The sequence below is a fragment of the Acinetobacter sp. CAU_H_S139_7 genome, from assembly GCF_058599305.1.
Map to the genome: position 1 here is coordinate 1167045 of NZ_CM178651.1, position 14259 is coordinate 1181303.

At 41.8% G+C, this 14259-nt stretch carries 18 protein-coding genes and 1 tRNA gene; 16 read left to right on the plus strand and 3 right to left on the minus strand.

Annotated features, from left to right (window positions below; all coding sequences use genetic code 11):
• Position 1: 1 nt before the first annotated feature.
• From AC4MC0_RS05750 to AC4MC0_RS05825, 16 genes are all read left to right on the plus strand, one after another.
• Positions 2-499 carry a molybdenum cofactor biosynthesis protein MoaE gene (locus AC4MC0_RS05750; RefSeq protein WP_491887351.1) on the plus strand — a complete coding sequence of 166 codons (498 nt, stop codon included), beginning with the start codon at positions 2-4 and terminating at the stop codon, positions 497-499.
• Between the two features lie 190 nt (positions 500-689).
• Positions 690-2111 (plus strand): cysteine--tRNA ligase, encoded by a 1422-nt coding sequence (gene cysS, locus AC4MC0_RS05755; protein ID WP_491887352.1) that lies wholly within the window; start codon positions 690-692, stop codon positions 2109-2111.
• A gap of 64 nt (positions 2112-2175) precedes the next feature.
• Positions 2176-2251: transfer RNA gene (locus tag AC4MC0_RS05760), tRNA-Gly, on the plus strand.
• 146 nt (positions 2252-2397) lie between these two features.
• Entirely contained in the window at positions 2398-3045 is a 648-nt protein-coding gene (locus AC4MC0_RS05765; RefSeq protein ID WP_279734831.1) for a 2'-5' RNA ligase family protein, read from the plus strand.
• On the plus strand, positions 3036-3554 hold the full coding sequence (gene cobU, locus AC4MC0_RS05770) for a bifunctional adenosylcobinamide kinase/adenosylcobinamide-phosphate guanylyltransferase (protein WP_491887353.1): 519 nt from the start codon (positions 3036-3038) through the stop codon (positions 3552-3554). The genes AC4MC0_RS05765 and cobU overlap by 10 nt, the downstream gene beginning before the upstream one ends.
• The gene (cobT, locus tag AC4MC0_RS05775) at positions 3551-4603 is read left to right on the plus strand and encodes a nicotinate-nucleotide--dimethylbenzimidazole phosphoribosyltransferase (protein WP_491887354.1); all 1053 of its coding nucleotides are present in this window, start codon (positions 3551-3553) and stop codon (positions 4601-4603) included. The genes cobU and cobT overlap by 4 nt, the downstream gene beginning before the upstream one ends.
• A gap of 2 nt (positions 4604-4605) precedes the next feature.
• A complete protein-coding gene (locus tag AC4MC0_RS05780; protein ID WP_491887355.1) occupies positions 4606-5208 on the plus strand; it encodes a histidine phosphatase family protein in 603 nt (200 codons plus the stop codon).
• Positions 5208-5951 carry an adenosylcobinamide-GDP ribazoletransferase gene (locus tag AC4MC0_RS05785; protein ID WP_078425898.1) on the plus strand — a complete coding sequence of 248 codons (744 nt, stop codon included), beginning with the start codon at positions 5208-5210 and terminating at the stop codon, positions 5949-5951. Before AC4MC0_RS05780 ends, AC4MC0_RS05785 begins: the two co-directional genes overlap by 1 nt.
• Before the next feature lie 270 nt (positions 5952-6221).
• Positions 6222-7199 (plus strand): KpsF/GutQ family sugar-phosphate isomerase, encoded by a 978-nt coding sequence (locus tag AC4MC0_RS05790; RefSeq protein ID WP_491887356.1) that lies wholly within the window; start codon positions 6222-6224, stop codon positions 7197-7199.
• A gap of 3 nt (positions 7200-7202) precedes the next feature.
• On the plus strand, positions 7203-7742 hold the full coding sequence (locus AC4MC0_RS05795; protein WP_004696343.1) for a KdsC family phosphatase: 540 nt from the start codon (positions 7203-7205) through the stop codon (positions 7740-7742).
• 34 nt (positions 7743-7776) lie between these two features.
• Positions 7777-8319 (plus strand): LPS export ABC transporter periplasmic protein LptC, encoded by a 543-nt coding sequence (lptC, locus tag AC4MC0_RS05800; RefSeq protein WP_078389214.1) that lies wholly within the window; start codon positions 7777-7779, stop codon positions 8317-8319.
• Positions 8309-8875: a lipopolysaccharide transport periplasmic protein LptA gene (lptA, locus tag AC4MC0_RS05805; protein ID WP_078389213.1), complete on the plus strand. Its 567-nt coding sequence runs from the start codon at positions 8309-8311 to the stop codon at positions 8873-8875. The genes lptC and lptA overlap by 11 nt, the downstream gene beginning before the upstream one ends.
• Positions 8875-9621 carry an LPS export ABC transporter ATP-binding protein gene (gene lptB, locus AC4MC0_RS05810; protein ID WP_004696348.1) on the plus strand — a complete coding sequence of 249 codons (747 nt, stop codon included), beginning with the start codon at positions 8875-8877 and terminating at the stop codon, positions 9619-9621. Before lptA ends, lptB begins: the two co-directional genes overlap by 1 nt.
• A 259-nt stretch (positions 9622-9880) precedes the next feature.
• Positions 9881-10477 (plus strand): IMPACT family protein, encoded by a 597-nt coding sequence (locus AC4MC0_RS05815; protein ID WP_491887357.1) that lies wholly within the window; start codon positions 9881-9883, stop codon positions 10475-10477.
• On the plus strand, positions 10470-11081 hold the full coding sequence (locus tag AC4MC0_RS05820) for an acyltransferase (RefSeq protein ID WP_125273462.1): 612 nt from the start codon (positions 10470-10472) through the stop codon (positions 11079-11081). Before AC4MC0_RS05815 ends, AC4MC0_RS05820 begins: the two co-directional genes overlap by 8 nt.
• Positions 11082-11209: 128 nt before the next feature.
• Positions 11210-12052: a universal stress protein gene (locus AC4MC0_RS05825; RefSeq protein ID WP_004696353.1), complete on the plus strand. Its 843-nt coding sequence runs from the start codon at positions 11210-11212 to the stop codon at positions 12050-12052.
• Positions 12053-12193: 141 nt separating this feature from the next.
• Here the strand turns inward: AC4MC0_RS05825 and AC4MC0_RS05830 are convergent, their stop codons facing one another.
• The 3 genes from AC4MC0_RS05830 to fdxA all read right to left on the minus strand — a co-directional run bounded on the left by AC4MC0_RS05830 (position 12194) and on the right by fdxA (position 14168).
• On the minus strand, positions 12194-12859 hold the full coding sequence (locus tag AC4MC0_RS05830; protein ID WP_317109462.1) for an O-methyltransferase: 666 nt from the start codon (positions 12857-12859) through the stop codon (positions 12194-12196).
• A 133-nt stretch (positions 12860-12992) separates the two neighbouring features.
• The gene (locus AC4MC0_RS05835) at positions 12993-13712 is read right to left on the minus strand and encodes a D-Ala-D-Ala carboxypeptidase family metallohydrolase (RefSeq protein WP_005400653.1); all 720 of its coding nucleotides are present in this window, start codon (positions 13710-13712) and stop codon (positions 12993-12995) included.
• 132 nt (positions 13713-13844) lie between these two features.
• Positions 13845-14168: a ferredoxin FdxA gene (fdxA, locus tag AC4MC0_RS05840; protein ID WP_490753078.1), complete on the minus strand. Its 324-nt coding sequence runs from the start codon at positions 14166-14168 to the stop codon at positions 13845-13847.
• Between the last annotated feature and the right edge of the window lie 91 nt (positions 14169-14259).

The window sequence follows — 14259 nt, forward strand, 5'->3', positions numbered from 1 at the left end:
TATGGAATTAAAACAATTTCCACGGATTCAAACAGTGACTTTTAGCCAAAATGATTTTGATGGCATCCAACATTTTCCTGAGTGTGGTGGCATTGGTATATTCATTGGTACAGTGCGGAATCACCATCAAGGCAAAGCTGTAAAAGCGTTAAAATATACCGCTTATGCACCAGTCGCTGAAAAAATGATTCGTCAAATTGAACAAGAAATCCAATTAAAATATGGCGTGTCTTATGTTCGGGTGGTGCATCGCATTGGTGCTTTAGATATTGGTGATACTGCGATTATTGCGATGGCGTACGCTGCGCACCGCCGTGAAGCCTTTCATGCCTGTGAGGAAGCAGTAGAACGGGTGAAACATGAAGTTCCTGTGTGGAAAGAGGAGTTTTATGTGGATGGCACCAGCCAGTATGTCGAGGGTTGCTGTATTCGAACAGATCATGAGGCGCCAAAACCTCATAGCCATGAGCATTGCGAGCATGAACATGTTCATCCTTAGCACAGTGCGTCATGTAGTGCCAATATTTACCAGTAACCCGTTTAAGATTTGGATAATGGAAATTTAGTAACAGTTGCGTATGAATGGAAAGTGGCGAGATAATTGAAAGAAAAATCTTCTGAAAACTTTATGAAAAATAATGCTTAGGTTAAGATGATCCATTCTTATATTTGAAGTCTTTTGAATCGCTATGCAACCATTTGTTCTATATAACTCAGAGCAACGCAAAAAAGTAGAATTCGTACCTCGTGTTGAGGGGCATATTGATATGTATGTCTGCGGTATGACAGTGTATGACTACTGTCATATTGGACATGCGCGCGTGATGGTTGCATTTGACTATATTATTCGCTTCCTGCGTAGCCAAGGTTGGAGCGTGAAATATGTACGTAACATTACCGACATTGACGACAAAATCATTAAACGTGCCAATGAAAATGGCGAGTCGATTACGCAGTTGACAGATCGCTTTATTCAAGCGATGAATGAAGATGCTGAAAATCTAGGCTGCCTACATCCAGACGAAGCACCACGTGCAACGGATTATATTGATCAAATGCAAAGCATGATTGGCAATTTGGTTGAAAAGGGCACAGCTTATCCATCTGCCAATGGTGATGTGTATTTCCAAGTGGAAAAATTCGCTAAATATGGTCGTCTTTCGGGTCGTAAACTGGAAGATATGCAAGCGGGTGCATCTGAACGTGTCGATGTTGAAGTTGAGAAAAAACATCCCTTTGACTTTGTACTTTGGAAACATGCCAAAGAAAATGAACCTGCATGGGCTTCGCCGTGGGGCAAAGGTCGTCCGGGCTGGCATATTGAATGTTCTGCAATGTCGACATGCTGCCTAGGGAACCATTTTGACATTCATGGTGGCGGTTCAGACTTGATGTTCCCGCACCATGAAAATGAAATTGCACAGTCTGAGGCTTCAACTGGCGAGCAGTATGTCAACTACTGGATGCATGTCGGTTTCATCAACGTTGATGGTGAGAAAATGTCGAAGTCATTGGGCAATTTCTTTACCATTCGTGATGTGATGCATAAGTTCCATCCTGAAGTGATTCGCTACTTCATTGTGTCATCACACTATCGTAGCCCTGTGAACTTCTCTGATGTTGCCTTAAAAGAAGCAAAAACAGCACTGTCACGTTTCTATCATTCATTCAAAGCTTATCAACAAGCCTATGGTGATACGCAAGTCGATACCTTAGATGAAACATTGCTTGAGCGTTTCAATAGTGCCATGCGTGATGACTTCAATACCGCTGAAGCCATTGCGGTATTGTTTGAAGTGAACAAAGAATTGAACCGTGCTGTGAAAGAGCAACAAGCGGAACAAGCGGCGATTTACTATGCAACTTTGCGTCATTTAACCAATATTTTAGGTTTGGTTCAGCACAATGTTGAAGAGTTCCTGAAGTCTGATATTGGGCAAGAGGCTTTGGCTTTGTCTGAAGAGCAAATTGAATATTTGATTCAACAACGTCAAGATGCGAAAAAAGCTAAAGAGTTTGCCAAAGCAGATGAAATCCGTCAGTCCTTGTTGGATCAGGGCGTTGTTTTGGAAGACACCCGTCAAGGGACAATTTGGCGTCGTGCTGATTAATTCAGCAATTGCATTATAGAGTGTTGACAGTTTGATGAAACTCTCTATAATGCACATCCATATTGCGGGAATAGCTCAGTTGGTAGAGCACAACCTTGCCAAGGTTGGGGTCGCGAGTTCGAGTCTCGTTTCCCGCTCCAAAATTTAAAAACCTCAAGTTCAACTTGGGGTTTTTTTATACCTGTAATTTGAGTGTATTGAAAATAATTCATTTAAATGTGAAATTATCTTGGTGTTTCAGCCCATAATTTTGACAAAAATATGCTTAAATTATTCATCTTCATTTGTGATTAAAATTGTGTTTCTTCAACCCCATAGCACTGTAGTACCGACCGAAGCTCGAGACTATCCTGAATGGCATTTGGGACGAGAACGCTATGCACTTTGGTATATTGAAGTGGATGATCCCGTTTTGATCAGTTATTTAACACAGCTTCGTGAGCAGTTCTCAGATTTGCTTTATCAACCAAATCAACGGCAGTTTCATATCACTTTATTTGTTGCAGGTTTTTGGGTAGAACAGGCAACACAGTCGGATGACTTTAGTCGAGTGCAACTGAATCAGCAGCTTGAACGCCTTAAAAATTTAAAACTAGAATCTTTTCAGTTACAGATGGGTGAATTAAATAGTTTTGAAAGTGCCTTATTTTTAAAAGTGGATGATACCGCAGGCGTGTTGGATAAAATTAGAAAGACATTGCTGCAAACCTCGCAGGAAGTCGCAGCATTAAGTTATTGTCCACATATTACATTAGGTCTATACCGTGAAGCGGTGAGTAGTGATCATGTATTGGCACGTATGGCTGAAATTGAAGATATCAACTCTAGCTTAAACATCTCAAAGCTCACGTTTGGTTTTTATCAGGCCCATGTGCTACAAGGGCTATTGTTTTCACATGCACAAATTGAGTTGGGGAATGCGCAATGCAGCTGATTTTAGGTGGTGCACGTTCGGGGAAAAGTCGCTTGGCGGAGCAGATTGCACAACAGTTGGCGCAGCCTGTGGTTTATGTGGCAACTGCACAAGCCTTGGATGGGGAGATGCAAGTGCGCATTCAACACCATCAGCAACAACGACCCGAAGATTGGGGGCTGTGTGAAGAACCCACTTATCTTGCCGAGCAGTTGGTCAAATTAGACCGTCCAAACCAAACTATTTTGGTTGATTGCCTGACCTTATGGATGAGTAATTTACTGATGCATACTGACCCCGATTTGCAAGTTCAAGAATGCCAGAAGTTGTTAGAGGTTGTAGGAAGTTTACAGTCCGAGCTAATTTTAGTGAGCAATGAAACAGGCTTAGGTGTGGTTCCAATGGGACAAATCAGCCGTCGCTTTGTCGATGAAACAGGGCGGTTGCATCAGCAGTTAGGTCAAATCGCTCATAAAGTGGTGTTCTGCGTAGCAGGATTTCCAATGATTTTAAAAGGAGAACAAGTGTGAGTTGGTGGTTAGAAGCATGTCAAAGTCCGAGTGAGTCTGTATTGGCTCAAGCCCTAGCACGCCAGTCACAGTTGACCAAACCGACAGGCTCGTTGTCGGAGCTTGAATCGGTTGCAGTGACTTTAGCTAGTTTGCAAAACACTGTAAAACCCAAGATTGACCGTCCATGGATTACGATTTTTGCAGGTGATCATGGGGTGATGGAGGAAAATATTTCTGCCTATCCACAAGCGGTGACACGTCAAATGTTGCAGAACTTCGCAACTGGCGGGGCGTGTATTAGTGTGATTGCCAAAGAGTATCAAGCCAAGTTACAAGTCATCGATTGTGGTTCAGTCGGTGAAGCGTATGAATATGTCGGGGTTGAGCGCCACTGCATCCGCGCTGGGACGGCTAACTTTGCTCAAACTACAGCCATGACTGAGGCTGAATGTGAAGCTGCTTTTGCTTTGGGGCAAAAAAGTGTGGAAGATGCCATCGCTTATGGGGCAGATATCTATGTCGCGGGGGAGATGGGCATTGGAAATACCTGTTCAGCCTCAGCTGTCGCTTGTTTTTTATTGGCTGAGCCAGCTGAAAAGCTCACGGGTGTTGGAACGGGTATCCGTACTGATCAATTGATACATAAAAAACAGGTGATCGACCAAGCACTTGCATTGCATGCACAATATGTCGGGAACGATCCGTTTAAAGCCTTATGTGCCGTGGGTGGACTTGAAATTGCAGCCATGACAGCTGCGTATATTCGCTGTGCACAATTGGGTCTACCGATAGTGGTGGATGGGTTTATCAGTACTGTTTCGGCATTGCTCGCAGTACGTTTAAATCCAGACGTTCGCGCTTGGATGCTTTTTGGGCATCAGTCGGCTGAATATGGTCATGTACGTTTGTTAGAAGAACTTAAAGCGATGCCTTTATTGAAGCTGAATCTGCGTTTAGGTGAAGGCAGTGGAGCAGGGGCCGCACTGGGGTTGATCAAGCTAGCCTGTCGCTTACATAATGAAATGGCGACATTTGCTGAAGCAGCCGTGATTGGTGAGAAAGTTTAGAGATGTTGTATTTAGATTTTCTGCGCCACGGCGAAACCAGCTTAAGTCATACTCTACGGGGTAGAACGGATGATGCTTTGACTGCGAAGGGGTGGGCGCAAATGCAGTCTACTATCGCCCAGGCTGAGCAGCTTAGGCCGGCGTGGGATGTCATTTATAGCTCACCATTACAGCGCTGCCGTCTATTTGCAGAGCAGTGGGCGGAGCAAAAACAGCTCCCTTTGTATATAGAACCGAATTTGCAAGAAATGGATTTTGGAGAATGGGAAGCTCAGCCGACCGATCGACTCTATCAACTCTACCCAGATGAATTGGCTCAATTTTGGCAAAAACCGTTAAGCTTTACACCGCCCCAGGCAGAAAGCTTATTGGCATTTAAAAGTCGTGTTCTAGAGTCTGTAGAGACCTTGACCCAACAAATGTATGCGCAGGGCTGGACACGCGCATTGATTATTTCCCATGGTGGAGTGATTAAACTCTTAAAATGCCAAGCGCTGAAGCAAAACGCTAATGACCTTTTAAAAATGTCAGCAGAGTTGGGACAGTTGAACCGTTTTGTATTCGATGAAGGACAACTTCAGTTTATTCAAAGTGAGGATGTGTAATGACACCTTTTTGGATTGCACTGCAGTTTTTAACGACGTTTCCAGTTCGTTTAAGCACAATGCCAACGCCTCAGCAAAATGCGCAAGCACTGTTATTTTATCCTGTGGTGGGTTTGCTCATAGGAGCCATTCTGTATGGGATAACCCTGTTATTGTATGCTTTGCCACTTGTGCTGTTAAGCAGTGTGATTCTGGTGCTATGGATTTGGCTGACGGGTGGTTTGCATCTGGATGGTTTGGCCGATACCGCAGATGCTTGGGTCGGTGGTTTTGGCGATAAAGCACGCACACTTGAGATCATGAAAGATCCGAGTTGTGGGCCGATAGGTGTACTCAGCCTTGTCATTGTATGCATATTAAAGTGGTCTGCACTGTATGTGTTATTGCAGCAGCAGTGTTATAGCACACTCATTTTATTTCCTGTCTTAGGGCGTCTTGTGCCGCTATTTTTCTTTTTAAGCACAGACTATGTGCGTGCTAAAGGACTCGGCAGCCAGTTGGGCCAACATTTAGCACGACCAATTGCAATGGCACTTTTACTGCTGATACCTTTGGTGGCTTTGTATTGGACATGGATTGGTGTTGTGGTGATTGCCACTTTTTATCTGGTATTATGGTATTTGCGGTATAAATTTATACAGCGTATTGGTGGTGTGACGGGAGATACCATTGGTGCCAGTATTGAAATAATTGAATTAGCGACATTGTTTAGCTTTGTGGTGGCTACTTTTTATTTCACTTAAGTTAAGAAATTAATAAGAGCCTCTCAGCGTGAAAGATGTGCAGTCATACGTGGTCGAAAGAAAAAATAATAAAAAGGGAGCGAGCTATATGCACTTGAAACAAAGGTCTTCCATCATCAGCAAAACACATTTGTAGATATGTTGTGAAAATCCAAAGATTTCCGCGCTAGTTGTCTACAGAGATATGATAAAATTGCGAAAATTATTTTTATGTGCTGACGTTTCATTTCGTCACACGGTTCAGGTAAAACAACGTTGAATTCTGAAAATATGTCAAATCCCATTGATTTCCAAAAAGTTGCTTTAGAAACACTAGAGATAGAGCGTCAGGCACTCTCGGTGCTTGCTAAGCAAATCGATGATCGTTTTAGCCGTGCTTGTGAAATTATCTTAAAGTGCAAAGGTCGCTTAGTCATTACTGGCATGGGTAAATCAGGACATATTGGCCGAAAAATGGCAGCCACCTTTGCCTCTACAGGTACGCCATCATTCTTTATGCACCCAGGTGAAGCGGGGCATGGTGATTTAGGGATGTTGGTTGCAGGTGATGTGCTGATTGCGATTTCAAACTCAGGCAAGAGTGATGAAATCATGATGCTGATGCCTTTGATCAAATATTTGGGTGTGCCTTTAATTACCATCAGCGGTGATGACCGTGGGCCGATGCCACAAAATGCAGATGTGGCGCTGACGTTGGGCAATATTCAAGAAGCTTGTCCATTAGGTCTAGCACCAACATCGAGTACAACGGCGACTTTAGCTTTGGGTGATGCATTGGCTGTTGCACTGTTAGATGCACGCGGGTTTACTTCAGATGACTTTGCACGCTCGCATCCTGCGGGTGCTTTGGGTAAACGCTTGTTATTACATGTGAAGCATTTAATGCACACTGGAGACGAACTACCGAAAGTGTCTCCAAATACAGCAATGAACAAAGTTCTGTACGAAATCTCTAACAAACGCCTAGGTTTAACCACAATTGTGGATGACAATGATCATCTATTGGGGATTTTTACCGATGGTGACTTACGCCGTTTGATTGATAAACAGCAAGGTTTTGATGTGAACTTGGCGGTGTCTGATGTGATGATTAAGAGCCCGCTGACGATTTCACCGGAAGCACGTGCTGTTGAAGCATTAGAGCGAATGAATGAAAAGAAAATTAACCAATTTGTCGTTGTTGATGAGAGCAATAAAGTCATTGGTGTTTTGAGTATGCATGACCTGATTCAAGCTGGGGTAAATTAAAAAATGGCTTCTTATATTTTGTTAGAACAAGCGCGTTATGTAGAAGCTCTAGTTTTGGATGTTGATGGTATTTTAAGTGATGGTTTTGTGACTTTGACCAATTCTGGAGACGAAATCAAATCTTTCGATATCCGTGATGGCTTAGGCATGAAACTGGTTCAGCAAGCTGGTGTGAAAGTGATTATTATCACAGGGCGTAAAAGTCAGATCGTAGAAAAACGGATGTCTGATTTGGGCGTAGACCTTGTTTATCAAGGCCGTGAAGACAAAGGTGTTGCACTGCGTGAGGCTTGTGCAAAATTTGGTATTTCAGCCGAAGATTGTTTATACATGGGTGATGACTGGCCTGACCTATCTGCATTTGCCATTGCAGGCATGAAAGTGACCGTGCCAAATGGTCATTTAGAAGTACGTCGTCGTGCCGATTTGGTGACTCAAGCGATGGGTGGACGTGGCGCGGTACGCGAAATCTGCGATATGATTTTACAAGCCAAAGGTGTATACGAAACTTTACTTGAAAAGTACACCGCAGTCCCGCATTAATCTGTATGCATGCATGAGAGTTTAGTTAACATTTATGGATACTAAAGTTTTATATATCACTGCTGTAGCCATTGCGGCTATCAGTAGTGGTTATTACTATTACAGCGGAAAAGGGCAAAAGCTCGAGGTCGATGGTGCGCAAAGCATGACCTATTCTGCTGAACAGATCCAACTGACTCAAACAGATGAGCAGGGTCATTTATACGTCCGCGCAAAAGTAGACCGTCTTGAGCAGGATATGCAAAAGAAGACCTCTAAGTTAGAGAACTTAAATGCTGAGATGTATAAAGATGGAAAAGTGGATGCAACTTTCTATGCCAAGCAAGCCAATGGTATTAACGACAACGAAAAAGTCGTTCTGACAAACCAAGTGGTTGCAAAGAAAATGTTGGATCAAGGTCAGATGCAGTTTGAAACCGCAGAACTGACTGCGTTTCCACAGACGCGTGAACTTGAATCTCAGCATCAAGTGGTTGTTACGACACCACAAGCCGAATTTGTTAGTCAGGGCTTAAAAGCGAATTTAAATACGGGTCAATATGACTTTTTCCATATTCGAGGGAAGTATGAACCATAATCCAAAATTTTCTATTTCGAAAACTTTCCTCAAGCAAACACTTGCACTGAGTTTAGGTGTGGCTGTTTCAACTTTTGCTTTGGCATTGCCAAGTGACCGTAGTAAAGCGATTTCGTTGGTGGCAGATCGTGCAACTTTTAATGAAAAAACGGGTGTTACGACGTACACAGGCAATGTCATCATTGAACAGGGTACGATGAAACTACAAGCGGATTCGATTGTTGCCAATTTAAATCAAACCCGTCAAATTAGCACCATTACGGCCAATGGTAAGCCTGCACGTTTCCAACAACAAGTTAGTACCAACAAAGGTATTGCCAAAGGTCAGGCGCAAAAAATTATTTATAATGCAGAAACAGGCATTATTACCTTATCGGGCAGTGCACTTCTAGAACAAGATGGTGCCAGTATTCGCGGTAATACATTGCGTTATAGTATGAATAAAGGTGATATCGAAGCGATTGGTACACCAAATAACAGTGGTTCGTCGAGTGGTCGTGTTAAGATTGTGATCCCACCTTCAGGTTCTCAATCCTTCCCAGGAGCGCGTGACTAATGGAGCAAACTCTCAATCAGCCACAAACCCTATGTATTAAGCATCTCGCGAAAAACTACAGTAAGCGTTGGGTAGTGAAAGATGTATCTTTTAGCATGCAAAGCGGACAAATCGTAGGTTTACTGGGCCCTAATGGTGCTGGGAAAACCACCAGTTTCTATATGGTGGTTGGACTGGTGCGTATGGACAAAGGTGAAATTCATCTTGATGACCTAGACATGTCTGATTTGGCCATGCATGAACGTGCACGTAAAGGCATTGGTTACTTACCTCAAGAAGCCTCAATTTTTAGAAAACTCACTATTTCTGAAAATATTATGTCGATTTTGGAAACGCGCAAAGATCTAAATAAAGAACAACGTAAACAGCGTCTGCATGAATTATTAGCCGATTTCAAAATTAGCCATATTAAAGATTCATTGGGTATGAGTGTGTCTGGTGGTGAACGTCGTCGTGCTGAAATTGCACGTGCGTTGGCAGCCGATCCAAAATTTATGTTGCTCGATGAACCTTTTGCTGGGGTTGACCCAATTTCAGTGGGTGACATTAAAGATATTATTCGTACCCTAAAAGACCGTGGTATTGGCGTTCTTATTACGGATCATAACGTTCGTGAGACTTTGGCGATTTGTGAACGTGCTTATATCGTGAGTGAGGGTGCGGTGATTGCTGAAGGTTCTCCAGATGAAATCTTAGCCAATGAAACCGTGCGTCAAGTTTACCTTGGTGATGACTTCACTGTATAAGCTTTTTCTGCGTCAATGAAAATAATTGGCGCAGATTTCCCTGTCATATTTTTAATGCATCGCTCTGCATTGAATTAAGAATAGGGCATTTCTTTATATTCAAACCGCGCACCCTGCCATCCTTTTGAAATCGCTTTTTCAGCATGCTACACAATATGCATATCTTTTTTCGTGTTGGCTTAAAGCGAAAAGCCATTTTCATACGATAGCTGATTGAAAATACGTTATAATTTTTTGTGAAATTTTTAAAAATTACGCTATGCCATTTACCATCTCTAGTTTAATGAGCTATGAAGAAGACATTAAAAAAAGTCGTTTTCAAGCTTTTGCTGTGCCTGTAGAAAATGAACAAGCTGTTAAAGATTTTCTAGAGCAATATAAAGATATCAGTACCACGCATCAGTGCTGGGCATGGAAAATTGGTCATAATGTTCGTTTTAATGATGACGGTGAACCTTCAGGTACTGCAGGTCGTCCTATTTTAGCGACCATTGAAGGCAATGAACTGACCAATGTTTTGGTTTTAGTCAATCGTTGGTATGGTGGTGTCAAGCTAGGCACAGGCGGGCTGGTACGTGCTTATGGTGGAACAGCAGGACAGTGTTTACTGTTGGCTGAAAAAATAGAGCTCATTGAGAAGAAAAAAGTGCATTTTGCCTGCCAATTTAATGAATGGGCGATTTTCCAGTATGAGCTGAATAGCCAGCAGATTGAGTTTAATGAGCAATATACTGCGGATGGCGTGCTTGTAGAAGCATTATTACAAGTGCATCAGATTGAAGTGCTCAGACTTAAAATACAAGACGTAACCCGTGGACGTGAAGCGTTAAAAATTGTGGATAACCATCATGACTGATCCCTTATTAAAATATCGTGAGCAGCATAAGCATCGCTTAAACTATATGCCTTGGTTGTATTGGTCGCTCAAGCCTAAAAACCGTGTGTGGGCTGAAGCATGGCAGCAAGAATACCAAGCTTATTTAATGGAAATGGAAACCGTTGAAATTGGTCAAAACTGTTTTATTTCTCCATTGGCACACATATTTGCAGAGCCTGGTCGTAAAATTGTCATTGGGGACAACACCTTTATTGCTGCCGATTGTACTTTGCATGGGCCTTTAGAGATCGGCAGTGAAGTTGCGATTAACCATCATTGTATTTTAGATGGTGGACGTGTGGGGATTAAGTTACATGATCAAGTGCGTATTGCGGCCTATTGTCACTTGTATGCCTTTGATCATGGCATGGCACTCAGTGATCCGATTTATCAGCAACCTGTGCGTTCACAAGGGATAGAAATTGGTCGGGATGTTTGGTTGGGTGCACATGTGGGTGTGAAAGATGGGGTGAAAATTGGTGCACATGCAGTGGTGGGAATGAATAGTATGGTAACCAAAGATATCGCCGAGCAATCGATTGTTGCTGGCAATCCCGCACAGTTTATTCGTTTACGTGATTAAGATATCAAAAAATATTGAACATTTATCAATACTTAATTACATAAAAACCTGCCATCAAAAAAAAAGATATGCTAAGTTTAGAACAACAATGAGACCTTATACCAAATGCGGTGTAATGAGAGGCGATAATGAAACGAGTCATTGCATGTATTGATTCCTCCCCTTGTATTAATGCCCTAGCAGAAGCTGCGGCGTGGATTGCAAAGCAGACGGGGCGGGAATTGGTCCTTTTACAAGTTTTGGATTATTATCCTGCAAGTTATCACTTAGGTGAAATTAGTGGGGTAATTGGATTTGAAAGCAATGCAATGTTGCTCAAAGAGCTAGCTGAATTAGAGCAAAAACAAAGTGAACTTGCGCTCAGTTATAGCAATAATTTACTCGATCATATTTCTAAACTCATTCTCGAAACGCATGGCCTGCATACGACACATATTCAAGAAAAGGGTGACTTTCTAGAGCAAAGTTTTAACTTATTGCATGAAGATGACATTGTGGTGATTGGCCGTGTGGGTGAGAAATCGGCTGAACGCAATAAACCGTTGGGCAGTAATGTTGAGAACTTTATCCGCGGAGCAAACTGTACCGTCATGACGGTAGGCGATAGCTTTAAGCCACCTACGCGCTTTATCTTTGCCTACGAGTATTCACCGACGTGTGTGAAGATGATGAAACGGATTGCGCAAAGTGATCTACTGCGCCTCTTACAGTGCCATTTGGTCTATGTCGGTGACCACCCTGAAATTTTAAGAGAGCCTGAACAGTATTTGAAAGATGCGAATTTGGATGTAATTACAGAATATCGTTATGGCGACGTGGCTGAAAATATTCTGGAATACCAAAATGAGCATGGCATACAACTGATTGTGCTTGGTGCGTTCAGCCACAGTAAAATTCATCAGTTCTTCTTGGGCAGCATTGCAACGACCATTTTTAGGAATGCCAAAGTTCCTTTACTGGTCGCCCGTTAATTTAGAGTGATTTATCTAAATTGAAACTGTTTTATCCATAGTTATCCGCATTAATTGTGGATAACTATATGGACAGTAAATGTAAGTTTATAATTTATATAAGCTTAAATTAATCGATTGTTTTTTAATCTAAGTTTTAGCTTATTTTACAATAGCTAAGGCAAATCCATCATGTCCTTTGCTACCGACCGTTTGAAGTGCGGTGCACGACAAAATTTTCGGATGGTTTTGCATCGCTTTGAACATATCTCGAATCCCTTCAATACTTGGTTTATGATTTTCAGGATTGATAATATCGCCTGCACGAATCACGTTATCGAGGAAAATCAAAGTACCTGAATGAGATAGATTCAGGCTTAATTCCAAATACTCTGGGTAGCTTTGTTTATCGGCATCAATAAAAATAAAGTCAAAAGGGTCAATGTCTGCAGGCAGTGATTTAAGGATATCTGCTGCACGCCCACATTTGAGTTCAATGGTTTGTTTGAGCTGAGCTTTGTCGATATTTTCTTGACCCATCGCGGCATGCGTATCACGACCTTCAATCGTTAAAATATAACCATCTTCAGGTAAGGCACGCGCTAACCACATGGTGCTATAGGCAGCAAAAGTGCCGAGCTCAAGTACACGCTTGCATTGATTCATTTGAATCAGCATTTGTAAAAGCATGCCTTGGTTCGGTGCAACAGCTAAGTGATCTGGAAAACCATGCTTCTCTGTATTTTCTAAAGTTTGCAGTAGAATGGGGTCTTCAGGAATTAAATGTGCATCGATATAGTTATCAATCTCTGTCCACATTTGTTGCATAGCATGTTCACCTTGGTTGCGATGTGGAGCATTTTAAACTTTTATTTTCAGAGTGCAATTTTTCCGACCATATTTGTTGAAATCAATGCTCAAAAAAAAAGAGGTCATATTGACCCCTTTTAATTTTTAAAGATTAGTAACTACACATCGAAGAATTGCGACTGAGGTCTGGGCCCCATGTACGATATCCTTGGGTATCAATGTGAATCTGGCCAGAAGCATATAAACCTAAGCCCATGTTCAAGCTCTGACCATGTTGGGTCCAAAATTGGCATAGACGATATTTTGTATTTTCAATGTAAGCATAATCTTCGGGTTGCGGGTTTTCAGACCCAATTCGAAAATCGATGGCAGAATTGAATAAGTGGCGTGACGAGTTTGCACCGCCAGCACATTGGTTTAAAGGCAGATCTCGATAAACTGAAGTGACTTCAAAATCGGTCAGTACTTTGGCTGCAACTAAGTATTTAAAAACTTTTAAGGTCGCAATTTGGTTTTTCCAAAGTTCACGGTTTGGAATCATGTATTGTGAACGACCACATTTTTGCCAATCACGCGCTGTTCTGAGCAGTTCAAAGCTTGGGATGATATTTCCCACACCATTGCGTTCAAGAAAAACTTCATACTCACGTACGCGTGCTAGCGTGTCACCGACAGACATCCATGAATTGTAGTTATAAGGAATAATTTTAGGTGGAGCAGGGCGGTCAAAACTAATTTTCTCTTGCGGGATAAAAATACGTTTTCCATCAGGAGTTGTGATGGTCTGTCCTTTGTGGGATGAAGTCGTACAGCCAATCATCACCAAGGGGATTATGCTAACCGCAAATAATCCCTTTAAAAATTTCTTCATTATAGAAATCAAATATTTAAAAAATACGCTTATTATTTTAATCCAAATTTGTGAGGAAAAATTGGAAATATTGCAATCAAATGTGTGTTTTAGGTATAAAAAAAGATCAGCTTATGCTGATCTTTTTCTGGCTTACTTTTCTAAGAATTGTAACTTATCTGTTTTACCGTTCCATTCTTCACGGTCAGCAGGTTGGTCACCAATCTGGGTAATGTTCGGCCAAGTTTGTGATAATTCAGCATTTAGTTCAATAAATACTTCTTGACCTTCTGGCAGTTCATCTTCAGAGAAAATTGCATTTGCTGGACATTCAGGTTCACACAGTGCGCAATCGATACATTCATCCGGATTGATCACTAGAAAGTTTGGACCTTCATAGAAACAGTCTACTGGACAAACTTCTACGCAGTCTTGATATTTACATTTAATACAATTTTCAGTGACAACAAAGGTCATGGCGAAGGCTACCTAAAAATATGGTTCTAATAACTAATGTGTATTTTAGGCAAAAACAGCACCAACTAACAATTGCTTTTATTGATATTTG